Here is a 26,230-nt window from a genome sequence, read left to right on the forward strand (position 1 = left end):
AAATATAAGCGTTCTAGCTCTGTGATCTCTGTGGTTAAAATTTAAAAAATCAGCAATAAAAAGTGTAAATTTTTTGATGTTTATCTCCCTTCAATCAATTATATAAAATAGCTTTCCTATATTAGAAATCGTTTTAACTAAAAAAAGATGATGATTAAGTTGTGCAAAGCTTTACTGCTTGTTATTTGTTTGCCTTTATTTTCTTGCGCACAAAACAATGCAGATTATGTAAAAGAAAACTACAATAAAATTGAACGCTACATTACCATGCGAGATGGGGTAAAACTATTTACTTCCATTTATATTCCTAAAGACGCATCGGCAAATCAAAAATATCCGGTAATGATGCAACGTACCTGTTATAGTGTTGCACCTTACGGCGAGGATAAAATGAGAACAAGTGTGGGCCCGTCAGAATCGATGATGAAAGAAAAATACATTTTCGTTTATCAAGATGTGCGTGGAAGATGGATGAGTGAAGGTACTTGGACAAACATGACACCCGTAATTGACAATAAAAAATCTAAAAAAGATGTTGATGAAGGTTCTGATACTTATGATACCATAGATTGGCTGACTAAAAACTTGCCATTTAATAATGGAAAAGTAGGGCAATGGGGTATTTCTTATCCTGGTTATTATACCGCAGCAGGTCTTTTATCAGGTCATCCGGCATTAAAAGCTTCTTCGCCACAAGCACCAATTTCTGATTTCTTTTTTGATGATTTTCACCATAATGGAGCTTTTATTCAGGCTTATTTTTTTACTTTTCCTGTTTTTGGCGTTCAAAAAACCGAAAACACAAGCAAGCCTTGGTATCAAATGCTAGACGCTAAAACTAAAGATGGCTATCAGTTTGGAATGGATTTAGGTCCGCTAAAAAATGCACAACAATATTATAAAGACAATTTCTTTTGGCAAGAAACCATCGATCATCCCAATTATGATGAGTTTTGGCAAAAGCGCAACTTATTACCGCATTTAAAAAATATAAAGCCAGCAGTAATGACGGTAGGCGGTTGGTTTGATGCCGAAGATTTACGTGGCCCATTAGCCATTTACAAAACCATTGAGAAAAACAACCCGGGAATTTATAATACCATTGTAGAAGGCCCGTTTGGACATGGAAGATGGAGCCGAGAAACCGGTCATACTATGCACAATGACATTTATTTTGGCGATAGTATTGCTACTTATTACCAAAAAAATATTGAAGCAAAATTCTTTAATCACTTTTTGAAGGGTGTTGGTGATGGTAAAACAGGCTTGCCCGAAGCTTACCTTTTTGATACTGGCGCAAAAGAATGGAAATCTTATGATCAATGGCCTGCAAAAAATGCCGAAAAAGTGAAGTTCTATTTGAATGAAAATGGCGCATTAGCTAAAAATACAACAATGGCCATGGCGGCCCGTTCATTTGAAAGCGACCCTATGAAACCTGTTCCTTACACCAATGACATTACCACTACTATGGGTTTTACGCCATTTAATTATATGAGCGAAGATCAACGTTTTGCAGGTAGAAGACCAGATGTTTTGGTTTACGAAACTGAAGTTTTAGAAAATGATATGGTTTTAGGTGGCGAGATTTTAGCTAAATTAAATGTGAGCACCACCGGAACAGATGCAGATTGGGTAGTTAAATTAATTGATGTTTATCCGGCAAATGAGCCAAACAACAATTACATGCCAAATAAAAACATCACTTTAAGCAATTATTGGCAAATGGTACGTTCTGAAGTGATGCGTGGACGTTTTAGAAATAGCTTTGAAAAACCCGAGCCTTTTGTGGCCAATCAACCTACAACGGTAAATATTCCGGTTCAGGATGTGTTGCATACCTTTAAAAAAGGGCATAAAATTATGGTTCAAATACAAAGTACCTGGTTCCCTTTAATTGATAGAAATCCTCAGAAATATGTTGATAATATTTTTAAAGCCGAGCAAAGTGATTTTATCAAAGCCACCCATAAAGTATTTAATAACAGCTATATTGAAGTAGAGGTTTTAAAGTAAGTTTTGATTTGTCATGCTGAATTTATTTCAGCATCTCATAATACAGACTTTGCATTAAAGGAAAATTTCACATAAGATACCGAAACGAGTTCGGCATGATAAACACATTGTATGCTGAATTTATTTTAGGTTGTAGGAGCGTTAACGATTGAAGCGGCATCCTTTTTTTGTCGTCCTGAGCGGAGTCGAAGGATAAACAAAAAAAGATACAGCGAAAAGCGTGTTAAAACGCCCGAATTAATTTGAGATTAATAATTAAAAGAAGTTAACTATAGATAATGAAAAATATTGTTTTAATTCTCCTATTCGTAAGTTCATCTTTAATTGTTAATGCCCAACTATTACAAACTAAAGAGCTTTACACCAAAGCAGATACTTTACGTGGCAGTTTAACATCCCCTTTTCGTACCTGTTATGATATCAATTACTATCATTTATCGGTAAAGGTAAATCCCGACGATAGGTTTATCAGCGGAAGCAATCTTTTTAAATTTACCGCGACTACCAATTTTAAAACGCTCCAATTTGATCTTTTTGATAATTTAAACATCGATAAAATCATTTATCAGGATAAAGAAATTGACTATAAAAGAGAGTTTAATGCCGTTTTTATTGATTTCCCTAAAGAGTTGTTAAAAGGCAAACAAGATAGTTTTACGGTTTATTACTCGGGGAAACCCATTGTTGCAAAAAATGCACCTTGGGATGGAGGTTTTGTTTTTACCAAGCATGATGGAGACAAAGACTGGATTGCTACGGCTTGTCAGGGAGTTGGGGCAAGTATTTGGTGGCCAAATAAAGATCAACAAGCTGACGAGGTAGATAGCGCATTCATCAGCATTAGCGTTCCAAATGGTTTAACCAATGTTTCTAACGGACGGTTAATGGGTGTTACCGATTTAAAAAATGGCTATTCTCGTTTTGATTGGAAAGTTGTAAATCCTATTAATAATTATGACATCGCGGTAAACGCAGCTAATTATTTTCATTTTTCTGATAGTTACATTGGCCTAAACGGTAATTTAAGTTTAGATTATTATGTATTACCAGAAAACGAGGCAAAAGCGAAAAGGCAATTTACTGATGTAAAAAGAATGTTAAAAGCTTTTGAGCATTGGTTTGGTGCATATCCGTTTTATAAAGATGGATTTAAACTGGTAGAAACACCACATTTAGGAATGGAACACCAAAGTGCGGTAGCTTATGGAAATAAATACCAACAGGGTTATTTAGGAAGAGACCGATCTGGAACGGGCTGGGGCTTAAAATGGGATTTTATTATTGTGCATGAAGCTGGTCATGAGTGGTTTGGCAACAACATTACAGCAAAAGACATTGCTGATATGTGGATTCATGAAAGCTTTACAGATTATTCAGAATCTTTATTTGTAGAATATTGGTACGGGAAAGAAGCTGGCGCTGATTATGTCATCGGCTTAAGAAAAAATATAGCCAATGATCAACCTGTGATTGGCCCTTACGGAGTGAATAAAGAAGGTTCGTCTGATATGTATGATAAAGGAGCAAATATGCTGCATACGCTAAGGACCATTATCAATAATGATGAAAAATGGCGTTCTATTTTGATAGGCTTAAATCAAACTTTCGGGAAGAAAACTACAACAACCCAAGAAGTGATAAGCTATATCAACAAAGAATCTGGAAAAGATTTAACTAAAATTTTTGATCAGTATTTAAGGTTCAGAAGCATCCCGGTATTAGAAATAAAGCAAGAAGGCGCTACTATTTTTTATCGTTGGTTATCAAATGTTGAAGGTTTTAATATGCCAATTCAGTTAGATAAAAGTGATGTTTTCCTTTATCCAACCACAGAATGGACGGTTTTAAGAACCACAGTTCCTTTAAAAGACATTAAAGTAAAGCGAGATTATTTTATAAATATGAACGTTTTAGAAAATTGATGCAACATTTTCAATAAAATGAGCGTCTTTTAGGGGAATAAAAAACATTTTTTAATATGAAATTTTTAACATTTATTTTTTCTGCTTTTGCAATTTTAGTACTAAGTCCATCCATTTCAAAAGCTATAGATAACAACAGACCACAACTTATTGTGGAGACAGAAAAACGTGAAGTCAGCAATTTTCACGGCATTGCTTCGGGTGGTTCTTTTAATATTGTAGTGAAAATGGGCGATCAGGAAAGTTTAGAAATAGAAGGAGATAAAGACGATATTGATCGTATAGAAACTGTAGTTCAAAACGGAACGCTCAAAATCCGTATGAAACGCGATTTAAAGAATTTTAATATTCCTTTTAACAGTCAGGTTAATATTTACATCACCGCCAAAAAGTTAGATGCATTGGCAGTTTCTGGTTCTGGTAATTTAGAAGTAGAAGGGGAGTTAAATTCTGCAAGTGCTAATATTCAATTAAGTGGTTCGGGTAGTGTAAAAGCAAAAGTTGAAACTCAAAGTGTTTCAGTTATTTTAAGTGGCTCTGGCGGATTAAACTTGAGCGGAACAACTGGTTCTTCTACCATTACAATTTCTGGATCTGGAGATTTAAATGCAGTAGATTTAAAAAGCAAAACCAGCAACATTAAAATTGCGGGTAATGCTACGGCAACTTTATACGTAGAAGATTATTTGAATGCAAGTTTAGTAGGCCCTTGCTCTGTAAAATACAAAGGAGGGGCAGAAGTGAAGCTGACTAATTTAGTAGGCTCAGGTTCGGTGACTAAAATGTAATCATTTAAAATATAACTCAAAGAGGAATTGATTAAGCCATCAATTCCTCTTTTTCGTTTTAACCCTAATAAAGCAATAAAGGTTTGAATGGGTTTATATGCTCAAATTCTTTATTACAAAGGCTTTTTATTTTTTAAATTGTGATCATTTAGCTCTGTGGTCTCCGTGTACTTTGTGGTTAAATTTTTTTGTTTTTTAGAGCTTTTGTTAGGTTTTTTTTAACCACAGAGATTCAGAGGATGCTGAGGAAAAGATAAATCTTTATAATAGAACAAATTTCGCTCTAAGTTTAGCCTAAATCTATTGTGTAATTCGAATTTAAAGATCTTCTTCGGCGGTTTTTTCGGTCACCATATCGTGAATAATACCATCGTTTTTAACAATAATAGCAGTCAATTTATTGTCTTTAAAAGCTCCAGTATCAATATTTATACTGTTACTTTTTTGATCGAAAGCAGCGTTATCTTGTGGCGTGTGCCCAAAAACCTGTAACTGATCTAATCTTTTAATCTCTTTACGATTCCAAAGTACGCCATCTTTATTATCAGGGTTAAACGGATTTTCTATATCCGTAACCCCTGCATGGGTTACCAATAAACTAGGTGTTTCAAACAACAAAGGAAAAGTAGCAAACCAAGCCGCATCTTTGGCTATTTCTCTAGAAAAGGATAAATATTGTTTGTAATTTCTTTCTCCCGATTTTTCATACCAACTTTCATCCGCTTTTACCAAATAATGGCTGCTCAACAATTCTTCGTGGTTTCCTCTTACAATAACGGTATCAGGGTATTTTTTTATAATTTCTTGTAAATAAGACGCTGTTTGCGGGATATTCATCCCATGGTCGGTAATATCACCCACCAAAACAAGCTGTTGTTCTGCTGGTTTCCAGTTTTTAAGAAGCGCTTTTAAGGTATAAAAACAACCATGTACGTCTCCTACAATAAAGTGGTCTTTCATTGTTATGAATATGCTTTTTTAATTTTTGCAAGTTTACAATTTTGAAAATCAAAAATCACACTAATGCAGTTCTTTAGTGTTCTATAGCCTATTATTATATTTCAAGGGATCTTTTAGGGTTACAGTTTTTAGGTCAACTGTAAATTTTTAACTTTTATGATTTAAATTTAATTGCCATTACTGATTTTAAATGGTGGTCCAAAAAAATAATCCCATAAAATGGAGCAAGATAATTTAAAACGTATTCCTTATTTTTTATTGTTTTGTGCCTTATTAGTGGTTTATATTTTAGGATTATTAGCTCCAATGATTGATGAAGATTGTACGCATCATGCAAATATTGCTTTACACATGTACCTTCATCATGAATATATTAACCTTATTGATAACGGTAACGATTATTTAGATAAACCTCATCTGCATTTTTGGTTGGCTTCCATATCGTATCATTTGTTTGGCGTAAATAATATAGCTTACCGTTTACCCTCTGTTTTAATTACTTTTTTAGGCATATATAGCACCTATAGATTGGGAAGGTTGTTTTATACCAAACAAGTAGGTTTGTTGGCCGCCTTAATTTTAGCCAGTGTACAAGCTTTTATATTGGCTAATATGGATGTAAGGATGGATGCCATTCTTACTGCGTCCATCATTTTTGCCATCTGGCAATTAGCAGAAGCGGTTTCCCTCAATAAATGGTACAATTATTTGCTAGGCGCCTTAGGTTTGGCCATGGGTTTTTCAACCAAAGGCATGGTGGGTTTTATGATGCCCGGTATTGCCATCTTTTGTTTATTGCTTTATAAACGAGAATGGAAAGCCTTTTTTAACCCAAAATGGCTATTGATGATGCTTTACTATATAATTTTTATCTCGCCGGTTTTGTATGCTTATTATGTACAATATGATTTACATCCCGAAAAAATAATTAGAGGGATGAACAACATCTCCGGGGTGAAATTTATCCTGTGGTCGCAAAATTTTGAACGCATGGCAGGCACAAACTGGGGGAAAGCAAAAGTAGATTATTTCTTTTTTCTTCACACCTTACTTTGGGCTTTTTTACCTTGGTGCTTATTAACCTATCATGCCATTTTTGATAGGATTATCTTTTTTATAAAAACAAAATTTCGCTACCAAAACGGAATAGAATTTTTAACCTTAGGTACTACACTTTTAATACTTATCATCATCTCCACTTCAAAATATAAGTTGCCACATTACCTCAATATTTTATTTCCAGTTTTTGCCATTCTTACCGCAGCTCAATTTTATTTCAATACCATAGAAAACCGATTGAAAACCTTCAAAGTTTATTTAGGATTGCAGTATTTTGTAATGGGGGTTTGTTTATTGCTTTCAGGAATTTTAACTTTTTGGGTGTTCCCCATACAGTCTTTTTGGATAGCCGCCATTGCTTTTTTCTTTTTGATGATACTGATTTGGGTGATCATCAAGGAGAGAGGAATCATCAGAAAAACAGTGATTATTTCTGTTCTCACCAGTGTATTAGTCAACGTTTTAATGAATGGTAATTTTTATCCTCAATTATCGCAATATGATGCCGGTACAACCTTGGCTGCCGAAGTAAAAAAGCAAGAAATAATAGTGCAAGACATTTATAAGTACAAAGAAAACCACTATACTTTTGATTTCTACACCAAACACCTCACACAGCCCATTACCTTTGCCGAAATGGAAAATCAATCTACTACTTTATGGGTTTTAACCAATGAAGAAGGTTATCAAGAAATGAAAAAGACACTACCCGTAACCGATGTGATTAGTAAAAACGAGTTTGGAATTACCAGATTGAAAGGAGAATTTCTAAATCCCAATTCCCGTAATAAAGTGCTTAGAAAGTCTTATTTGGTAAGGATCAATTGATTTTGGTGTTTCAGTAATGTTTGTTTATCCATAAGAATATCGGGATAATACGCTGTCCACTACCTGCCTGCCGTAGGCGAGGTATTTTTTTGTCACCCTGAGCGGAGTCGAAGGGAGCACAAAAAAAGATGCAGATTCCATCGTTAACGCATACTACGCTTTTTTGAAATTTGGATTAATTTTTAAATACTGTTCAAATCTTGTCTGCCAATAATGCTCATAATTTCAACAGTGCCATTATTCACTTTGAAAAAAATACTGTCTGAACCACAAACACAACGTCTGTAGCCCGATTTTATAAAATCGACTGCTTCAAATGAGAATGGACGCTCTGCTATGATATCAAAATAATTAAAAAAGGAGTCAAAATATTGGTCAGCTTGTGTCATCCCAAATTTCTGAACTCCATATTGATGTATTCTAATTAAGTCTTCTTTGGCGGTATTACTTAATTTGTATTTAACCACTTATTAAAGACTTTGATTCTGCTAAAATTTGTGATTTAGTATCGCTTGTAAATCCATTTTTTTCGGCTAAATCTAATTTAGCGCTTATCCAATCAATTTGTCTTTGTTGTTTTCTGGCTTGTCTTATTAAGTCGTTTACCAATTCACTTTTGCTAGAATATTCATTATTATCCACTTGAGATTTTAGCCATTCGTCATTTGCTTGTGTGAATGAAATACTTTGTCTTGACATGTGATTCGTTTTTGATGTAAATTTACACCATAAATAGGTATCTGCAAAATATTCTAAGATAAATTCTTCAATTGTGCGGTTTTTTTAGAGAAGATTTTTTATTTGCTATAAAGTGTTAATCGGATTGCAAATCCTCCTCATTCATAAGTTCGAGATACGCTTACGCTAACATCACGAACATCTGAAATTTACCTCTGTAGAGATTCTAAAGGAGATAGAAAATAATTCAGCAGAAAGCAGAAAAAACTGGATGCTTTGGATTTTTAAAAAAGCAGGAGAAAACAATCACAGAAATAAAGAATTCCAATTTTGGCAGCAAGATAATCATCCCATAGAATTAGATCATGATGAAATTATTCAATCTAAAATGGATTATTTACATGAAAACCCGGTAAGAGCTGGAATAGTGAGAATGGAGAAAGATTATATTTATTCCTCTGGAATTGATTATTATGGAGATGAAAATGGTTTGATAGAAATTAATTTTCTTTAATGTTGTAGCGAGTCTGAAGACTCTTTTTTATTTATGAATCCGTAGTCAACGCTTAGGCTAAAGACTACGGACAGAATGGGAATTGTGAGAATGGAAAAAGATTATATTTATTCCTCGGGAATTGATTATTATGAAGATGAAAAGGGTTTGATAGAAATTGATTTTCTTTAACGTTGTAGCGAGTCTGAAGACTCTTTTTTATTTTATGAATCCGTAGTCAACGCTTAGGCTAAAGACTACGGACAGAATGGGAAATCTGGTGAGGCGCCGTCTACTCGATTACCGGCAGCTATTTTGGAATATACCATTCGTATTCAGGTGCTGTGTCAAATTCTTTTATTTTCAATATTCCTTCTCTCATTGATAAATAAAGATTATCGTTATCAACTAGAATTGATGAAGGATAAAGTATTCCCCAATAAAATGGAGACTTCAACACTTCAAAGATGTTAAGCTGTTTGTCAAGTTTAAGAATATATTGACTTGTTACAATAATTTTTTCGTCTTTATAGTCAGCAATTATTGCTGGTGTTTCTATTAAGTCAGTTATAGATTTGCATTTCCAAGTTTTATCTTCTTTAAATATTTCAATAATTTTCCCTCTATTTAATCCCATATGAGCTAATCCCTCTATTGCAAAAATTCTATTATTGAACTCAAAAAATCCTTTTATGTTTAGATTACCAGAAATTTGATAGACGGCTAGTCCGTTGTCTTTTACGAAATAAAGTCCACCACCAAATTCGCCTTTGTTAATACCGACCAAAAATCCTTCTTTAATTTTTTTGATAAATTTATTCCCTTGTAATTCTTTTAGATTTTCAGATATAAATTTTTCTGAAAATGGAAAAGAGTTACCTTTTTCTCTTTTATAATCATTTCTGATTATTTCCCATTTATTAATATTCTTTGTGAAAATCCAGTCATTAGCTGATAAATTTGCAGAATTAGTTTTTGCGCCCAAAGGAAGCGAGTCTAATTTCCAATTAGTCAAGTCAGGCGTTTGCGCTTTACAAGCAATTGAAACTGCTAGAATAAATAATGTAATCAATGTTTTCATGTTAAAGGTAGTTGAGTTATAGTTGCTGGTAACTACTAGATATATGCTACTTATAGCGTATATTTTTCATGTATGGTATTAAAAAATTAAAATAGATATTTAAAACTACCATAATTAAATTACCTTACAATAAATATTAATCATAATGATGCCTGCATTTAACAATCTGAATTTCATCGTTTTGGAATTTGTAAATAAGGCGGTGTTCTTCGTCAATTCTTCTAGACCAAAAGCCAGCATATTTATGCTTTAAGGGCTCTGGTTTTCCAATTCCTTCAAATGGAGTTCTTGAAATATCTTTGAGCAAGTCGTTAATTCTTTTGACTTTCTTCTTGTCGATTTTCTGCCAATAGAGATAATCTTCCCAAGATTCATCAACAAAAACATACTTCATACTATTCTTCAATTAAGTCTTTAGAAAATGAGTTTCCTTTTCTAAATTTTTCAATTGCAGAATCAAGACGTTTTTCGTTTGCACTGGAAGATAATTCATAGTTGGTAGCCATTAAAGAATTGTACTCTTCAAGAGACATCACCACAATCCCCGAATCTTTACCTCTATTGATAATAAGTGTTTCAAAGCCTTTAGCCACTTTATCGAAATAAGATTTAATGTCTTTACGAAAATCTGAAATATTAGTAACTATCATTTTGTGTTATTTTGTACAAAAATACGTACAAAATAACAATTTATAAAATCTCCTTCAGTAAGGATAAATTGATAGGCAAAGATTTGTCAACTCTCTTGCCAATTGATGAGAGAGTTGACAAATCTAATAACGATGAGATGAGAAAACCGCTTTCATTTTTAACGTTTTCCATCGTGATAAAAAAAGTTAATCATCAACTTTATCGCTAAACATTCTCCCAAAAACAAAGTAAACTCCAACCAGCGAAACTAAGGCGCTTATCATATAAAAAACAAGGCTAATACTTACTGAAACTTCTTGCGGAATACCTAAATATTTTGCGCTAAATAAAAAGATAATTTCTCGGGCGCCTAAGCCTCCAACAGATAAAGGCAATAATGTACTTAAAGAAGAAATGTAAAATATGACTAGTAAAACGGCGAAATTTTGCGCAGTTGAGAGTGCAAAAGCAATACAAATGATGCTAAAACCTTGTGAAAGCTGAACCATTAAACCCAGTAAATCTGTTTTTAAAATGTTTTGCCTATGTGTGGCAAAATATCTAAAAAGGATAAACCGATAAACAGTATATCCTGAGAAAAAGGAAATGATGACCAAGATTAAATACCATTTAGAAAGTGGGATGAAGCAGGCGGAAATGATAGCTAAGCCAATTAAAGCTACCAAGCCAGATATTCGGTCTAATAAAACAGCTGTGCTAATGGTTTTATAACTTTTATTGAAATGTTTTTTGAGGAGGATGATTTTATAAGCGTCGCCTCCTATACCGCCGGGCAAAAAAAGATTATAAAACATGCCTAACCAGTAAAGCTTTAAATTTTCTTTTTCAGTAAGGTTGATTTCGGCGTTTTTTAGGTAAATGTTGAGTCGGAAAGCGCCAATAATTTTAGATAAGATGAAAAATATGGTGGCTAAAGCAAGCCAAAAAATACGGACTGTTTTTAGCAAATTAAAAAATGGTATAAAGTCTATTTTGGTAAAAACATAGTAAAGGCAAATGGCACTTATAATGATCTTTAACGTAAACTTTAACCAGTTTTTATTCATCATAAGTAGATTGATAAGTTTGCCTGATTTGGTAAGGTTTCTTCCCTTGAGATTCATAATAGGTGCGCATATTTACTTCAGATAGCAAGCCAAAAGTGATAAACTGCAAACCCGCCAAAAGAAGGATGATGCCTAAAATCATCAGCGGTTTTCCCCAAATGTCTTCGCCTAAAAGTTTTAAAGTAAGCAGGTAAATATTAATGATTACGCCCATGCTAAAAAGAGTAAAACCTATGCCGCCAAACAAATGCATGGGTTTTTGCATGTATTTTCTAAAGAAAAGCATGGTGATTAAATCTGCCATTACTTTAAAAGTTCTGTTGATTCCGTATTTGCTTTCGCCAAATTGCCGAGCATGGTGTTTTACATCAACCTGTGTGATTTTGGCTCCTTGCAAAGCTGCCAAAACCGGAATAAAGCGATGTAATTCACCATATAAACCTAAATCTTTGGCAATTTCTTGTTTAAAAATTTTAAGGGTACAGCCGTAATCTAAAATATGCACATTGGTGGTGCTCCTAATAATGGCGTTGGCAATTTTACTGGGTATTTTTCTTAAAAGCGCACCATCTTTTCTGTTTTTGCGGTTGCCGGCCACCACATCCCAATCTTCTTTTACCAATTTATCTAACATCATGGGAATGTCTGATGGGTCGTTTTGGAGATCGCCATCTATTAAGGCAATGTATTTTCCTTCGGCACCATCTATTCCGGCAGTCATGGCGGTACTTTGTCCATAGTTTTTGCGTAGCACCAAAAGCTTGATACGTTTGCTTTTTATTTTTCGAATTTCGTCTATCGTTTCATCTGTAGAGCCATCATCAACAAAAATTAATTCATAATCTATATTTTTTAAAGCCTCTTTTACCGCCTGATACAAAGGGATTATGTTTTGCTTTTCATTTTTAATGGGCACAATTAAAGAAAGCTCCATAGCCTGAAATTAATTATTTGATAATTAATTTTACTACAGAATAGAAATTGTAAAGCAGATTGTAAAGTTGTGAAGAGAATTGTAAACTAGTTGAAATCTTTGTTTAAAAGCCTTTCTAAATCAGTAAAACTGATGTTCATTTTTACCCTTCCTTGCTGGGCATAAGATATTTCGCCTGTTTCTTCAGATACAATTAAGGCAGTGGCATCGCTAGATTCGGTAACGCCAATTCCTGCTCTATGGCGTAAGCCAAATTGTGCAGGGAGTTTGTCGTTCTCTGTTAAGGGTAAAATACAGCTGGCAGATTTTATTTTATTTTCTGAAATAATCACCGCACCATCATGTAAAGGACTGTTTTTTTGAAAAATACTTTCTAATAAACGTTTAGAAATTTTAGAATCCATCATCTCGCCGCTATTTACAAAAGCATCCTGATCAAAGTATTTAGCAAATACAATTAATGCTCCGGTTCGGGTTTTTTTCATGGTTTTACAGGCGTCAATAATGGGTTTTATTTTTGCCATATTATTTCTTTCCAGCTCTTCTTTTTTGAAGATCAGCTTTAGCCAAGTTCTGTTTTTTAAGGATATATTTTTACCAATGGTGAGTAAAAATCGTCTGATTTCTTGCTGAAAAACCACTATTAACGCAATAAAACCTACACTTACAAAGCTTCCTAAAATACCCGAAAGTAATTTCATTTTTAAAGCTTCGGTAATAAAATAAAGGAAATAGATAAGGATAAAACCGATAAAAATATTAACAGCAATGGTGCCTCTAATGAGGTTGTAAATGTAATAGATAATGATGGCTACCAATAGCATATCCACCACATCTAACATGGTTAACTTAAGAAAACTGAAATCTAAAAAATCCATCTCTCCAAAATAGTAAAAACAATTAGCTTAAACAGCATTTGAGTTTAAAAGAGTTGTCAACTTAATACATTCCATAGCTTCCTTTACATCATGAACTCTTAAAATACTAGCTCCATGCTGCAATGCAATGGTGTTTAAAACAGATGTTCCGTTTAAAGCTTGCTGTGGTGATATATTTAGAGATCTCCAAATCATAGATTTTCTTGATAAGCCCGCCAAAACAGGGTAGCCTAATATTCTAAAATCTTCTAAATGCTGTAAAAGTTTAAAGTTTTGTTCCACATTTTTTGCAAAGCCAAAACCAGGGTCTAAAATAATGTCTTTTACACCTGCTTCTTTTAGTTGTGCTATTTTTTCTGAGAAATAAAAGCTTATTTCCTGCATCATATTTTCATAATGATTCAGGTCTTTCATGGTTTGCGGGTTGCCTTTCATGTGCATTAAAACATAAGGGACTTTTAATTTTCCTACTGTTTTAAACATGTGCTCGTCTAAATTTCCACCAGAAATATCATTGATGATATGTGCGCCGTTTTCTATCGCTTTTTCGGCAATTGTAGCCCTAAAAGTATCAACAGATAATAAGGCTTCCGGGAAGTTTTTAACAATAATTTTAATGGCCGGAATCAATCTTTTTTCTTCCTCTTCGGGCGAAATATCTGTTGCGCCAACTCTGCTAGAATAGGCGCCTAAATCTAAAAAATCAGCACTTTCAATCAGCATTTTTTCTGCTTGCAATAAAATTTCTTTTTCAGATTGTAGCCTGCTGCCAGAAAAGAAAGAATCTGGCGTAATGTTTAAAATACCCATCACTTTGGGCTGGGTAAGATCTATAATTTTACCACCTACGTTGAGGGTTTTCTTTACCTGAAAAAATGTATCTTTAGCCGTCATTTAAGGCAAAATAGGCATTAATTCATCATTAAAACAAACAAATAAAAAGTTTTGGCAAACAATACTTCTTCAGAATACGACGCTATTATACAGGTTTGCAAAAGCCTTTTTATCAAAAAAACCAAAGATTACGGTACCGCCTGGCGCATTTTAAGACCTTCTTCTATTACCGATCAAATTTTTATTAAAGCTCAGCGAATCAGAACGCTAGAAGATAAAAAAGTAAGTAAAGTAGGGGAAGATATTATTGGCGAATACATTGGTATTGTTAACTATTGTGTAATTGCCATGATGCAGCTTGAGCTGGATGAAAATGCACCACAAGAATTAAATGCAGATAAAGTTGCCGAAAGTTTTGATGCAAAAGTTTTGGAAACCAAAGAATTAATGGCCGCTAAAAACCACGATTATGGTGAAGTTTGGAGAGATATGCGAGTTAGTTCTTTAACAGATTTAATTTTGATGAAGATTTTACGCGTTAAACAGATTGAAGATAATGAAGGTAAAACTTTGGCTTCAGAAGGCATCAAGGCCAACTATCAGGATATGTTAAATTACGCTGTTTTTGCGCTCATTAAATTGGGAGTTTCTTAAAAATAATTCATGAACAATACTTCTAAAAATACCATTCTTTGGATAGCAAGAGTTTTTGTAGGCTTGCTTTTTATCTTTTCGGGAATCATAAAATTGAATGATCCTTTGGGCTTTTCTTACAAGTTGGAAGAGTATTTTGAGGTTTTTCATGTGGTTTTTTTAAATCCATTTGCAGTTTTCTTCTCTATATTTTTATGTGCTTTAGAAGTAATTTTAGGGGTTTTATTACTCACTGGGGTTTACGCTAAAAAGGTAGCTTGGGGTTTATTGTTGCTCATCGTGTTTTTTACTTTCCTTACTTTTTATTCGGCTTATTTTGATGTAGTAAAAACTTGCGGTTGCTTTGGCGATGCTATTCCATTAACTCCTTGGCAATCATTTAGTAAAGATTTAGTTTTGTTGCTTTTTATCATTTATATTTTTGCTAAAAAGAATGATATTCACCCCATTACTATTCAAAAAAGAAAGCAGCAATTGATCACTATTTTTACGGTTGTGGTTACGCTAATTTTTGGTTTTTACACCTACACATTTTTGCCTTTTGTTGATTTCTTGCCTTATAAAATTGGTTTAAGTATCCCGGCTCAAATGAAAGTTCCTGAAGGCGCACCACAAGATGAGTTTCAAATTATTTATACTCTAAAAAACAAGAAAACCGGAGGAGAAAAGAAGATGACAGATAAAGAATACCTCAGCACTAAAATATATGAAAACGCTGATTGGGAATTGATCAATTCTTCTGAACCTAAATTGATAAAAGCGGGTTTTCAGCCTAAAATAAAAGACCTTAACGTTTTTGATTCACAAGGAGTAGGTTATACCACTGAGATTTTCGAAAATCCATATTATAATTTAGTAGCTGTAGGCTGGAATTTGTCAAAAACCAATAAAAAAGCAATGGGCGATATCAACGCCATTTCTATTAATGCCGTAGAGAACTTTAATATCCGTACGGTATTTTTAACTTCTAACTCGGCTCAAGATGCTGCTGTTTTCTCTAAAGATTTAAAGTTAGCAACAGAGATTTTTTATGCGGATGCTGTTCCGCTAAAAAGTATGGTGAGATCAAATCCGGGTTTAATTTTATTAAAAAATGGAGTGGTAATTGATAAATGGCCTGCATCGGCTTTGCCAAATTATAATCAATTGGCCGATAAATATTTTAGCCAGCAATAATGTTAAAATTCCTGCTCAATAAACTTGGATATGGCTTAGCAGTTTTAGCAGGAGTGGTGGTGGTGATTTTCTTTTTGTTTAACATTTTACCGGCAGATCCTGCCCGGATGACACAAGGTCAGCGTTCTGATGTACAATCTTTAGAAGCCGTAAGAAAAGAGTTTGGCTTAGATAAACCTGTTTCGGTACAATTTCTATATTATATTAATGATTTATCGCCTTTAGGCATACATGAAAAAGATAGCGCTGCTCAAGCCAAATATCATTACCAAAAGCTATTTAATTTAGGTAAAGAAAGTGCATTGGTTTTAAAAATGCCTTATCTGCGGAGGTCTTACCAAACCAAAAGAGAAGTGACTTCTATATTGGCTGAAACCGTTCCTAATACTTTAATATTGGCAACTACAGCGATGTTATTTGCCACCGTTTTAGGTATATTTTTAGGAGTAATAGCCGCCGTTTATAAATATACCTGGATAGATCAAACGGCCATAGCGGGATCAATATTGGGAATATCGGCACCATCTTTTTTTGCTGGAATTATTATTGCCTGGCTTTTTGGTTTTGTTTGGAGCGATTATACTGGTTTAAACATGTCGGGGAGTTTGTATGATTACGACCCTTTTAAAGGCGAAGTTTTGGTTTGGAAAAATCTGATTTTACCCATGTTAACCTTAGGCTTGCGCCCTTTAGCCATTATTATGCAACTCACACGAAGCTCCATGCTAGATGTAATGCAGCAAGATTATATTAGAACAGCAAAAGCAAAAGGATTAAGTCAAAATGCAATCATCATGAAACATGCGTTAAGAAATGCTTTAAACCCGGTGGTAACGGCAGTATCTGGTTGGTTTGCTTCTTTGTTAGCAGGTTCGTTTTTTGTAGAATATATTTTTGGATTTAACGGTTTAGGTAAAGCAACGGTTGATGCCCTTGAGCTAGCCGATTTGCCCGTAGTAATGGGCGCTATTTTGTTTATTGCATTTATTTTTGTGATCATTAATATTTTAGCCGATTTACTTTACGCAGTATTAGATCCCCGAGTGAAATTAAATTGAAATATTTAAACCCTATCAACCTCAAATTATAGCAAAATGAAAATATTCTTAATTGGTTTTATGGGTTGCGGTAAAAGTAAGCTTGGGAGAACTTTTGCTGCCAAATTAAACCGTCCATTTATAGATTTAGACGAGATGGTAGAGCTTCAATATCAAATGAGCATTCCCGATATTTTTGCTGCTTTTGGAGAAAATGGTTTCAGAGAAAAAGAGCGAGATGTTTTGCAGTTAGCCGCAATGGATAACCAAGCTATTATTGCTACTGGAGGCGGTGCGCCATGTTTTTTTGATAATATGGATTGGATGAACAAAAATGGCATTACTATTTTTATAGATCCGCCTGTAAAAGTTTTAGCCGAAAGATTAATTAATGCCCGTGTAGAAAGACCTTTGGTAAAAGGAAAAAATATGGATCAATTAATAGACTTTATTGAAATGAAATTAAAAGAAAGGCGCCCTTTTTATGAGCAGGCTCAAATCATACTTAAAGAGAGTGATTTAGGTGTAGATATGATGGTAAATGCTATTGAAGAAAAACTCAAATCGCATCAGCCATAAATTAATCTATATAAACCGCATCTTCCGCATCCACTTCATCTAAATGAACGGTTACATGTTCTTTTAAAACTGTTGAAAGTTCTAAGCCTACAAAATCTGTAGAAACCGGAAAATTTTTATGACTTCTATCAATTAATACAACAGATCTTAATTTTTTAAGAGGAATATTTAAGAAAACACCCAAGCCATAAGCTAAAGTTCTCCCACTATTTAAAACATCATCAACCAAAATAATCACTTTATTTTCGCAGTCGGAGATTGGAATGTCTATAGCCGATTCTAATTTAGAGCTGTCTTTATTAAGTTCAATTTTGGCTAATTTAATTTTTAAGTCAGATATTTTTGAAAGTACTTTTTCAATTCTTAAAGCCAATCTATAGCCTCTATCTACCACACCGGCAATAATAATTTCTTTTTCTTCAAAATTATCCTCTAGTATTTGATGCGCAATACGATTGATTTTTTGTTGAATTTGAGTTTGATCAAGGATGAGTACTTTCTTAGAAGTCATAGTGCTAATTTATCTGTGCTAAAATTAACTATTTCTAGCCAAAGCAAAAATTTTTTGAAAGGTGCAACCTTATTCATTTTAGTGGTGTCTTATTTTATAATTAACTGAAACAATTTTATAACAATTCACTCTAAATTAAAACCTAACAAAATGATCAATCCTAAACTTTTGAAAACTGGCTTAGTATGCTTACTCATTACATTTAGTGCAAGTGCATTAATTGCTCAAATTATAGAACGTAAAGAAAATTACAACAACTTTAACGGAATAGCGGTTTCCTCTGGTATTGATTTATACCTCACGCAAAGTGCCAATGAGCAAATTGTACTCAGCGGAACAAAAGATTTAATAGATAGGGTAAAGGTTTCTAAAGGAAGTGATGGATTGTTGAAATTTGAGATGGAGAAAAGATCTGGCTGGTTTAGTTGGAGTTGGGGCGAAGACAGTTATGTAAAAGCTTACGTCTCGTTTAAAACGTTAAACAGGCTAATTTCTAGTGGTGGATCAGATGTTTATGGAAAAGATCAATTTAAATTGAACAGTTTAAATATAATATCATCAGGCGGCAGTGGTGTTAAATTAGATTTGATAGTAAATAATTTAACGCTTTCTACCAGCGGGGGGAGTGATGTTTATTTAAAAGGAAAAGCAAGTAATTTTAATTTACAAGCCAGTGGCGGTAGTGATGTTAACGCTTTTAATTTACTAGCAGATGATGTAGTTGCACAAATGAGCGGCGGTTCTGATTGCGAATTATATACCGTAAAAACAATTAGTATAAACGCATCTGGAGCTAGTGATGTGACTTATAAAGGTCCGGGAATTAGAAAAAGCATCAAATCGTCAGGCGCTAGTGATGTACAACAAGTAAAATAGTTTTGGTTTAGTTAATGTGTGAAGAGCCGCCTCAAAAGGGTGGCTTTTTCTGTAATAAAGAAGTGATATAGAGATATTAAATCATGCGCTTTAAAAATTTTAGTTTAATTTGAATTTTAAATTAAAAATTGGCTACTCTTTATATGAAGAATAAGATTTTCTTGTTGCTATTTCTACTGGTATCAAACATGTTGAAAGCACAGGTAATTACCATTTTAGATAAAACTACTTATCAACCTTTACCTGAGGTATCCATTAACAATATCAGAACAAATATTTCTTTAAAAACCAATTTAAAAGGAGAAGTCTATTTATTGGAGAATACGCCAACTGATACTTTAAAAATTGAGGCATTAGGTTATCAAAGGGTTTATTTTACTTTTAAGCAAATCAAAGATTTAAAGTTTAAAGTATTCCTTTCCGAGCAGCGCATCAGTATAAATGAAATTATAGTTTCGGCGAGTAAATTCGAGGAAAAAAAATCTGATGTGCCACAGCAAATAGCGGTGGTTAAAGCCAAAGAAATCGCTTTTTTAAACCAATCTACCACGGCAGATTTACTCCAGCAAACAGGCAATATTCAGGTTCAAAAAAGTCAGGCCGGTGGGGGTAGTCCGGTGATAAGAGGTTTTGAAGCCAATAAAGTTTTAATGGTGATTGATGGCGTAAGAATGAATAATGCTATTTACCGTGGCGGGCATCTTCAAAATGTGATTACCATAGACCAAAGCCTATTAGATAAAGTCGAGATTGTTTTTGGGCCAGGGTCTGTAGTTTATGGCAGTGATGCCTTAGGCGGAGTGATCCATTTTTATACCAAAAAACCGAGTTTAAGTGGTAATGAAAAAATGCTGTTTAAAGTAAATGCCTACAGCAGATTTGCCACCGCAGCAAAAGAAAATACGCAGCATTTTAACCTAAATTTTGGATTCAAGAAAGTAGCTTTCTTAAGTAGTTTTACCTATTCTAATTTTGGAGATCTTAAACAGGGAGCAAACAGAAATTCAGCTTATCCTGATTTTGGTAAAAGACCATTTTATCAAGATAGAATAAACGGAAAAGATACCATGATAAGAAATAACGATGTTGATATTCAGAAATTAGCAGGCTACCAACAATATGATTTCTCTCAAAAAATACTATTTAAACCTTCTTTAAATGTAGAACACGCACTTAATTTTCAATATTCTACTTCTTCAAATATCAATAGATATGATAGGTTAACAGAATATGCGGGTGCTAAATTTAGGTTCGCTGAATGGTATTACGGTCCCCAAAATAGATTATTAACGGCCTATCATTTTAATCTTAAAACTAATAAAAAATTAGTGGAGGATATAAGAATTACCGCCAGTTACCAAGCTATTGAAGAAAGCCGAATCAGTCGTAGGTTTGCAAATAACAATTTAGATGCTCGTACAGAAAATGTAAATATTTTGGCTTTAAATGCCGATGCTGGAAGCGTTATAAAAAATCATGAGATTAGATATGGTTTAGAAGCAAACTATAATAATGTGCAATCAAAAGCAAATCGTAAGAATATCTCTTCTGGTGCAATTGCTAATTTAGATACCCGTTACCCAGATGGAGGATCTAATATGAATTCTATAGCTTTTTATGCAACACACTCCTGGGAAATTAGTCCTAAATTTATTTTATCTGATGGTTTAAGGTACAGCCAAATTAAGCTAAATGCCAATTTTGAAGATAAAACTTTTTTCCCTTTTCCTTATGATAAAGTGAAGCAGCAAGCGGGTGCTTTAAGTGGAAATATAGGTTTTAGTTATTTACCCGGAGCTGATTGGAAAATAGCTTATTTAGTTTCATCGGGATTTAGGGCGCCAAATGTAGACGATTTAGGGAAAGTTTTTGAATCAGTGGCAGGGAATATTATTGTACCCAACCCAAATTTAAAACCTGAGTACACTTACAATAACGAGTTTAATGTTTCAAAAATTATTGCTGATAAAGTGAGCATAGAAGCAGGTGCTTATTATACTTGGTATAGAAACGCCATCACCGTTCAAAACTCAACCTTTAACGGACAAAGTAGTATTTTTTATGACGGACAAATAAGTAAGGTAAGCACCAGTACTAATGCTAATAGAGCATTTATTTATGGGTTACATGGGCAATTAAATGCCAAAATAAGTTCTTCTTTGAGTGTTAATTCTACTCTTAATTATACTTATGGACGAATAAAAGGACCAGCCAGCAATACACCTTTAGATCATATTCCCCCACTTTTTGGACAAACAGGATTGCAATTGCAATTAAAGAAATTTAGAGCTGATTTTTTTGCTCAATATAATGGATGGAAAAGGTTGAAAAATTACAGTTCATCTGGTGAAGATAATTTGCAATATGCTACTATTGATGGAATGCCTTCTTGGTGTGTTTTTAATTTAAGAACAGCTTATCAACTGAATAAAAAGCTTCAAATGCAGGCCGCTTTAGAGAATATTACCGATCAAAATTACAGGATGTTTGCTTCTGGTATTAATAGTGCTGGTAGAAATTTGGTCTTGACCTTAAGAGGGAGTTTTTAGTAGGATTTTGGCTTAGGGGGTGAAATGGGCGGCTGCTTTAGCTTGCCGGTTTGTAGCGCAGCGAAAAACGGTACCCCTGCAACACCCGACCCTTTTTAGGGTAAGCCCCAAATTATTATTCTTGTCATCTCCAAATTCATTTCGGTATTTGATGAAATGGGTGGTTAATTCAAAAATGGCAACTCTGCAAGTAAAACAAGTAGGGATAATCCTCGGATTATCCGATATTAAATATTTTTTTGCCACGAATGCACAAATTTTCACGAATAATAAATGAAGGTTTATGTAGAGATAATCATTCAGCATTACACTAACCATTTATATGTTGTCATCCCGCATTCATTTCGGGATTTGATGAAATAGGTTTTTAGTTCAAAATGATAACTCTGCAAGTGAGATACTGAAAAATTTTCTGTAGGGATAATCCTCGGATTATCCGATATTAAATATTTTTTTCGCCACGAATGCACAAAATGGGTTTTAATTCAAAAATGGGAACTCTACAAGTGAGATACTGAAACAAGTTCAGCATGACAATAATCTTCTTACCTATTATAAGGGAAATAAACAAAATTTGCGCCTTCGGGTACTACCACAAATAGGCAAATGAAATCATCAGCACTTTTGTAATGTTGCAAAAAAGCTTCTTTTTTATCAGTTTGGATAATTCCTTTTTCGGTAAATTCTTCGAATGTAGAAGCTTGTATGGTCCATTCGGTTCCTAATTCATTGCGGTCTAAAATCATTTCTCCCAAAGCCACCTCGTGTTGGTGCGCTATAAAAATGGGATAGGCAGATAATCCTTCCACCATAATTTCTATAGCCACTTCACGCAGTGTTTCTTTGTAAAATTCTATATCCTTTTTTAAGCTGATTAACGGACTTTCTTGTGGCCCTTGTTGATCTTCAGTATTGCCTAATAATTCTTCTACATTCATTTCTTTAGGGTTAGGAGTACTACGTTTTCTACGTGTTGGGTATGCGGAAACATGTCTACAGGTTTTATTCTTGCCAAATCGTATTTCTCTTTCAATCTAATTAAATCTCGGGCTTGTGTAGCAGCGTTGCAGCTTACGTAAACAATCTTTTCGGCTTCCATTTCCATCAAACGTTCTACCACATCTGGGTGCATTCCTGCTCTTGGAGGGTCAGTAATAATCACATCTGGCTTACCGTTTTCTTTCACAAAATCGGCATTTAGTACATCTTTCATATCGCCGGCATAAAAAACGGTGTTTTCAATGCCGTTAATTTGTGAGTTTACTTTTGCATCTTCAATAGCGGTAGGCACATATTCTACACCCACAACTTTCTTTGCTTTTTTAGCCACAAAATTGGCAATGGTTCCGGTTCCAGTGTATAAATCATAAACCAGTTCATGGCCTTTTAAATCTGCAAAATCTCTGGTAATTTTATATAATTCGTAAGCTTGTACAGAGTTGGTTTGATAAAAAGATTTTGGCCCGATACGGAATTTTAAACCTTCCATTTCTTCGTAAATAAATTCCCTTCCGGCATAAAGTAACACTTCCTGATCTGAAAAAGTATCGTTCTTTTTTTGATTGATGATGTACAAAAGTGAAGTAATTTGAGGAAAAGTTGCTTTTACATAATTCATCATTAACTCTACCTGCCCATCTTCTGGATAAGCAAAAATCACAATTACCATTAACTCTCCGGTAGAAGAAGTACGGATCACTAAATTTCTAAGTGCGCCTTCATGAGCTCTTAAATCGTAAAAAGAGATGTTATTTTCTTTAGCAAAAGCACTAATGTTGTTTCTCAAATCATTAGACGGATCTGCCTGTAAATAGCAGTGATTAATTTCTAAAATTTTATCAAAACGCAGTGGAACATGAAAACCTAAAGCATTCATTTCCATATCATCATTCACTACTCCATCCATGGCGGTTAACCATCTTTTGTTAGAGAAAGTATATTCTAATTTATTGCGGTAATATTTATCTTGTGCCGATGGTAAAATCTCTTCTGCATGAGAAACCTCTAAACCAGCCAAACGCTGCAAAGCATCTAAAACCGATTTTTGTTTGTATTTCAGTTGCGCATCATAATTCATGTGTTGCCATTTACAGCCACCACAAACCCCAAAGTGTTCGCAAAATGCTTCCACTCGGTCTTTAGAAGGTTCAATAAGGTTTAAGATTTTAGCCTCGGCAAATTTCTTTTTCTTACGATAAACGGTAGCATCTACCACATCACCAGGGATGGCTTTTTCTATAAAAACCACCATTTCATTGGCTCTGGCTATGCCTTTGCCTTCTTCGGCAATATCTGTAACGGTTAATGCGGTTAAAATTTGTTGTTCCTTCAAAATACACACTCAATTAAGGCTGCAAATTTATGATTTCCTTTTTAAAAAGGAGTAGTTAAAGGCAAGAGGTTTTAGGTAAAAGGAGTAGGGGATTTACTGGAGAAACAAATATTGGCTAAAAATGACTGAAAATTGAGGCAAAACAAATCCTATCTTCTTAGAACAGAAGTTTAAAAGGATTTTAGAGATAGAAGGGCATTACTTGAATAATCTTAAAAATAATGCAAAAATATTTTTTGCAGGGCTTTCAATAATTTCAAATTGCTCGTCAATCTGTAAAGAAAAATTGTAGATCTCTTGACTCATGATGGTTTGGCTATTAATTCTCATTAATGCCAATTTAGCTATTTTCATACCAAAAACCAATTCGGTATAAAAAATAATTATTTATGTAAAGTGATTGTATAAATAGAACTCAAATGTGTGAAATATTTTTTGTCACCCTGAGCGGAGTCGAAGGGCGCTCAATAAAACCTGCCCGACCGGTTCAGGCGGGGATGCCGCTTCAATCGTTAACATGATGCTTGCTCCCTAACCTCTATTGTTGGTTAAATAAATATTGTTACTTTTAAGTATCTATTTAATACATCTAGAATTGAAGAATATAGAATGAAAAATGCTATTTGTGGCGTAATATCTACAAGTTATAGGCAAGCCAAAAAAGAACCGAGAAAGAACAAACTCACTAAATGAAAATCCCCAGATAACCGAAAAGATTATGATAGACATTAATTTTAATTTTCATTCTGATTCTAAAGGTGGTGATCCAGACATTTGTAGTCCTACGCTTAAAAAATATCATCAAATACTTTGGAGCAAACTATTACCAAATGGAAAATTATTTGAATTAAATAAGAAAAGTGGAGCTTATCTTAATCATAAATCTGATACACAAGAATTTTATTTGGGTAGCGACGCAATTACAAATTCTTATAAACACCATAAATTAAAATTTTGGTTGACAAGTCAGATTGCAGAGGATGTTGAAGAACTTTATATTGCCGGTTCTACAATAGGTGCATATACACTTTTTCCTAACAAAAAAATTAACGGGTTTCAAACTATTAATCAAGTAAGAGGCATAAATAAATTAATTGATGATAGATTTGATTTAACACTTGAGTGTATTAGACTCTTTTACAAAAACCAAAGTAGTCCGCTTTATTTTACATTGAATATTTTCAAACATTTCTTTGAATTATTTGAAACCTTTAAAGGTTATGTAGATTTTTTTCTTTTAAATGATCTTGTAGATGAAAATTACCACATAAATTTCTTTTTACCTTTTCACGATTTAAACTCTCGACCAATACTATCAAATAAAGATGAATATTTAATTTATAAACAAAATGCATTGAGTTTTATCAATTCAAGAAACATAAGAATTATGAATTACATAGAAACTAAATTAATCTAGCTATTCATTATGTTCGCGTAAGCGCATCTCGAACTTATAATAATAAGGATTAGTAATCCGCCAAAACCATTTTATAAAATATGCCCTAGAAAATAAAATACCAATGAAAATCAAACAACCTATGATTAGTTCATCATTTTTAAACCATAAAGTATCGCCGAGTATCAAATCAATCTTTTTTAGATTGAATAGATTTTTTTTGAGAGTGCCGTTGCCAAAGCAAATCTTATTTTTTTATATCCTTTCTTGGTTATTCACAATTGTTTTTCTTCCTGTAATGGTTTTGGGAGCAGATATTTTGGGAAAAAGTGATGATGGTCCAACAACAAGTAATTGGTTCCTTGTTATTTTGCTCGTTCCTTTTTTAGAAACAGCAATTAGTCAGTACCTACCTTTTAAATTGTTAAATATAATTTCTTTTTTTAAAAATAAACAGGGCTTAATTATTTTGCTTGCGGCTTTAGTATTTGGGGTATTCCACCTTTATAACTTAGGATATGCATTTTTTGGATTTTCCATGGGCTTGGTATTAAGTTATATTTATTATTTCTATCATCATAACCCTAAAAAAGCTTTTTGGGTGACTTGTCTAATACATAGTTTAAGAAATTTAACTGCTTTTGGAATAATGTTGATTTCGGATTTTAAGTTTTGATGTTGTATTTGTCAAATGATCAGGATATGTTTTCACTGATAGATGTTAGAAACAAAAAATGGTCTGTGGTGACACAGACCATGGCAAATAAAAAAACACGCTAAAAAACTCTGTGCCCTCCTTGGTTAAAAAATTTTAACAACATATTAAAACAAAAAATGGTCTGTGAGGACACAGACCATGGCAATGCATTTGCAAACCCTACTATGGCAATAAAAAATAATACGCTAAAAAAACTCTGTGACCTCTGAGCCCTCCGTGGTTAAAAAACTTTAA

At 33.6% G+C, this 26,230-nt stretch carries 27 protein-coding genes; 13 read left to right on the top strand and 14 right to left on the bottom strand.

From position 1 onward, the window contains the following. Positions 1-147: 147 nt before the first annotated feature. The 3 genes from FA046_RS13945 to FA046_RS13955 all read left to right on the top strand — a co-directional run bounded on the left by FA046_RS13945 (position 148) and on the right by FA046_RS13955 (position 4,726). Positions 148-2,016, top strand: a complete 1,869-nt coding sequence (locus FA046_RS13945; protein WP_136827151.1) for a CocE/NonD family hydrolase — start codon at positions 148-150, stop codon at positions 2,014-2,016. 278 nt (positions 2,017-2,294) lie between these two features. Next, on the top strand, positions 2,295-3,938 hold the full coding sequence (locus FA046_RS13950) for a M1 family metallopeptidase (RefSeq protein ID WP_136827152.1): 1,644 nt from the start codon (positions 2,295-2,297) through the stop codon (positions 3,936-3,938). Between the two features lie 56 nt (positions 3,939-3,994). Further along, positions 3,995-4,726, top strand: coding sequence for a head GIN domain-containing protein (locus tag FA046_RS13955; protein ID WP_136827153.1), 732 nt, complete (start codon positions 3,995-3,997; stop codon positions 4,724-4,726). A 318-nt stretch (positions 4,727-5,044) separates the two neighbouring features. On the opposite strand, the gene FA046_RS13960 is transcribed toward FA046_RS13955, so the two are convergent. Further along, positions 5,045-5,686 carry a metallophosphoesterase family protein gene (locus tag FA046_RS13960; RefSeq protein ID WP_136827154.1) on the bottom strand — a complete coding sequence of 214 codons (642 nt, stop codon included), beginning with the start codon at positions 5,684-5,686 and terminating at the stop codon, positions 5,045-5,047. A 219-nt stretch (positions 5,687-5,905) separates the two neighbouring features. Between FA046_RS13960 and FA046_RS13965 the strand changes: the two genes are divergently transcribed. Beyond that, positions 5,906-7,573, top strand: a complete 1,668-nt coding sequence (locus FA046_RS13965; protein WP_136827155.1) for an ArnT family glycosyltransferase — start codon at positions 5,906-5,908, stop codon at positions 7,571-7,573. Positions 7,574-7,755: 182 nt separating this feature from the next. Here the strand turns inward: FA046_RS13965 and FA046_RS13970 are convergent, their stop codons facing one another. Next, positions 7,756-8,040, bottom strand: a complete 285-nt coding sequence (locus tag FA046_RS13970) for a type II toxin-antitoxin system RelE/ParE family toxin (protein ID WP_136827156.1) — start codon at positions 8,038-8,040, stop codon at positions 7,756-7,758. After that, on the bottom strand, positions 8,033-8,272 hold the full coding sequence (locus FA046_RS13975) for a ribbon-helix-helix domain-containing protein (RefSeq protein ID WP_136827157.1): 240 nt from the start codon (positions 8,270-8,272) through the stop codon (positions 8,033-8,035). Before FA046_RS13975 ends, FA046_RS13970 begins: the two co-directional genes overlap by 8 nt. Before the next feature lie 250 nt (positions 8,273-8,522). On the opposite strand from FA046_RS13975, the gene FA046_RS13980 reads away from it, so the two are divergent. Then, positions 8,523-8,765 (top strand): hypothetical protein, encoded by a 243-nt coding sequence (locus FA046_RS13980; protein WP_205943674.1) that lies wholly within the window; start codon positions 8,523-8,525, stop codon positions 8,763-8,765. A 289-nt stretch (positions 8,766-9,054) separates the two neighbouring features. On the opposite strand, the gene FA046_RS13990 is transcribed toward FA046_RS13980, so the two are convergent. From FA046_RS13990 to folP, 7 genes are all read right to left on the bottom strand, one after another. Beyond that, positions 9,055-9,825 carry a hypothetical protein gene (locus FA046_RS13990; protein ID WP_136827159.1) on the bottom strand — a complete coding sequence of 257 codons (771 nt, stop codon included), beginning with the start codon at positions 9,823-9,825 and terminating at the stop codon, positions 9,055-9,057. A gap of 136 nt (positions 9,826-9,961) precedes the next feature. Further along, complete coding sequence (locus tag FA046_RS13995; RefSeq protein ID WP_317130552.1) at positions 9,962-10,231, bottom strand: Txe/YoeB family addiction module toxin; 270 nt, start codon at positions 10,229-10,231, stop codon at positions 9,962-9,964. Beyond that, a complete protein-coding gene (locus FA046_RS14000; protein WP_136827160.1) occupies positions 10,221-10,475 on the bottom strand; it encodes a type II toxin-antitoxin system Phd/YefM family antitoxin in 255 nt (84 codons plus the stop codon). Before FA046_RS14000 ends, FA046_RS13995 begins: the two co-directional genes overlap by 11 nt. A 186-nt stretch (positions 10,476-10,661) precedes the next feature. Further along, a complete protein-coding gene (locus tag FA046_RS14005; protein WP_169303377.1) occupies positions 10,662-11,525 on the bottom strand; it encodes a lysylphosphatidylglycerol synthase transmembrane domain-containing protein in 864 nt (287 codons plus the stop codon). Continuing rightward, positions 11,515-12,456: a glycosyltransferase family 2 protein gene (locus tag FA046_RS14010; RefSeq protein ID WP_136827162.1), complete on the bottom strand. Its 942-nt coding sequence runs from the start codon at positions 12,454-12,456 to the stop codon at positions 11,515-11,517. Before FA046_RS14010 ends, FA046_RS14005 begins: the two co-directional genes overlap by 11 nt. 86 nt (positions 12,457-12,542) lie before the next feature. Next, a complete protein-coding gene (gene cdaA, locus FA046_RS14015; protein ID WP_136827163.1) occupies positions 12,543-13,334 on the bottom strand; it encodes a diadenylate cyclase CdaA in 792 nt (263 codons plus the stop codon). Positions 13,335-13,361: 27 nt separating this feature from the next. Further along, positions 13,362-14,228 carry a dihydropteroate synthase gene (folP, locus tag FA046_RS14020; RefSeq protein WP_136827164.1) on the bottom strand — a complete coding sequence of 289 codons (867 nt, stop codon included), beginning with the start codon at positions 14,226-14,228 and terminating at the stop codon, positions 13,362-13,364. A gap of 51 nt (positions 14,229-14,279) precedes the next feature. Between folP and FA046_RS14025 the strand changes: the two genes are divergently transcribed. The 4 genes from FA046_RS14025 to FA046_RS14040 are packed head-to-tail and all read left to right on the top strand — an operon-like array spanning position 14,280 to position 17,614. Then, the gene (locus FA046_RS14025; protein ID WP_136827165.1) at positions 14,280-14,822 is read left to right on the top strand and encodes a DUF1599 domain-containing protein; all 543 of its coding nucleotides are present in this window, start codon (positions 14,280-14,282) and stop codon (positions 14,820-14,822) included. Positions 14,823-14,831: 9 nt separating this feature from the next. Next, entirely contained in the window at positions 14,832-15,998 is a 1,167-nt protein-coding gene (locus FA046_RS14030) for a BT_3928 family protein (protein ID WP_136827166.1), read from the top strand. Next, positions 15,998-17,056: an ABC transporter permease gene (locus FA046_RS14035; RefSeq protein WP_136827167.1), complete on the top strand. Its 1,059-nt coding sequence runs from the start codon at positions 15,998-16,000 to the stop codon at positions 17,054-17,056. The genes FA046_RS14030 and FA046_RS14035 overlap by 1 nt, the downstream gene beginning before the upstream one ends. A 36-nt stretch (positions 17,057-17,092) precedes the next feature. Then, positions 17,093-17,614, top strand: coding sequence for a shikimate kinase (locus FA046_RS14040; protein ID WP_136827168.1), 522 nt, complete (start codon positions 17,093-17,095; stop codon positions 17,612-17,614). 1 nt (position 17,615) lies between these two features. Here the strand turns inward: FA046_RS14040 and FA046_RS14045 are convergent, their stop codons facing one another. Beyond that, positions 17,616-18,125, bottom strand: coding sequence for a phosphoribosyltransferase family protein (locus FA046_RS14045; protein WP_136827169.1), 510 nt, complete (start codon positions 18,123-18,125; stop codon positions 17,616-17,618). Positions 18,126-18,275: 150 nt separating this feature from the next. Here FA046_RS14045 and FA046_RS14050 point away from each other — a divergent pair, with 150 nt between their 5' ends. Both FA046_RS14050 and FA046_RS14055 read left to right on the top strand, forming a co-directional pair. Continuing rightward, on the top strand, positions 18,276-19,001 hold the full coding sequence (locus tag FA046_RS14050) for a head GIN domain-containing protein (RefSeq protein ID WP_136827170.1): 726 nt from the start codon (positions 18,276-18,278) through the stop codon (positions 18,999-19,001). A 143-nt stretch (positions 19,002-19,144) separates the two neighbouring features. Next, positions 19,145-21,550, top strand: a complete 2,406-nt coding sequence (locus FA046_RS14055; RefSeq protein WP_136827171.1) for a TonB-dependent receptor — start codon at positions 19,145-19,147, stop codon at positions 21,548-21,550. A 545-nt stretch (positions 21,551-22,095) separates the two neighbouring features. Here the strand turns inward: FA046_RS14055 and FA046_RS14060 are convergent. From FA046_RS14060 to FA046_RS17560, 3 genes are all read right to left on the bottom strand, one after another. Next, complete coding sequence (locus tag FA046_RS14060) at positions 22,096-22,488, bottom strand: hypothetical protein (protein WP_136827172.1); 393 nt, start codon at positions 22,486-22,488, stop codon at positions 22,096-22,098. After that, a complete protein-coding gene (rlmD, locus tag FA046_RS14065; protein ID WP_205943661.1) occupies positions 22,485-23,882 on the bottom strand; it encodes a 23S rRNA (uracil(1939)-C(5))-methyltransferase RlmD in 1,398 nt (465 codons plus the stop codon). Before rlmD ends, FA046_RS14060 begins: the two co-directional genes overlap by 4 nt. 198 nt (positions 23,883-24,080) lie before the next feature. Then, positions 24,081-24,212, bottom strand: coding sequence for a hypothetical protein (locus FA046_RS17560; protein ID WP_262709959.1), 132 nt, complete (start codon positions 24,210-24,212; stop codon positions 24,081-24,083). A 388-nt stretch (positions 24,213-24,600) separates the two neighbouring features. On the opposite strand from FA046_RS17560, the gene FA046_RS14070 reads away from it, so the two are divergent. Together FA046_RS14070 and FA046_RS14075 are read left to right on the top strand one after the other, a co-directional pair. Next, the gene (locus FA046_RS14070; protein ID WP_136827174.1) at positions 24,601-25,299 is read left to right on the top strand and encodes a DUF6994 family protein; all 699 of its coding nucleotides are present in this window, start codon (positions 24,601-24,603) and stop codon (positions 25,297-25,299) included. Positions 25,300-25,402: 103 nt separating this feature from the next. Continuing rightward, complete coding sequence (locus tag FA046_RS14075; protein ID WP_136827175.1) at positions 25,403-25,954, top strand: CPBP family intramembrane glutamic endopeptidase; 552 nt, start codon at positions 25,403-25,405, stop codon at positions 25,952-25,954. The last annotated feature ends 276 nt before the right edge of the window (positions 25,955-26,230 follow it).

Source organism: Pedobacter cryophilus, assembly GCF_005116455.1.
In the GTDB taxonomy this organism is placed as follows: domain Bacteria; phylum Bacteroidota; class Bacteroidia; order Sphingobacteriales; family Sphingobacteriaceae; genus Pseudopedobacter; species Pseudopedobacter cryophilum.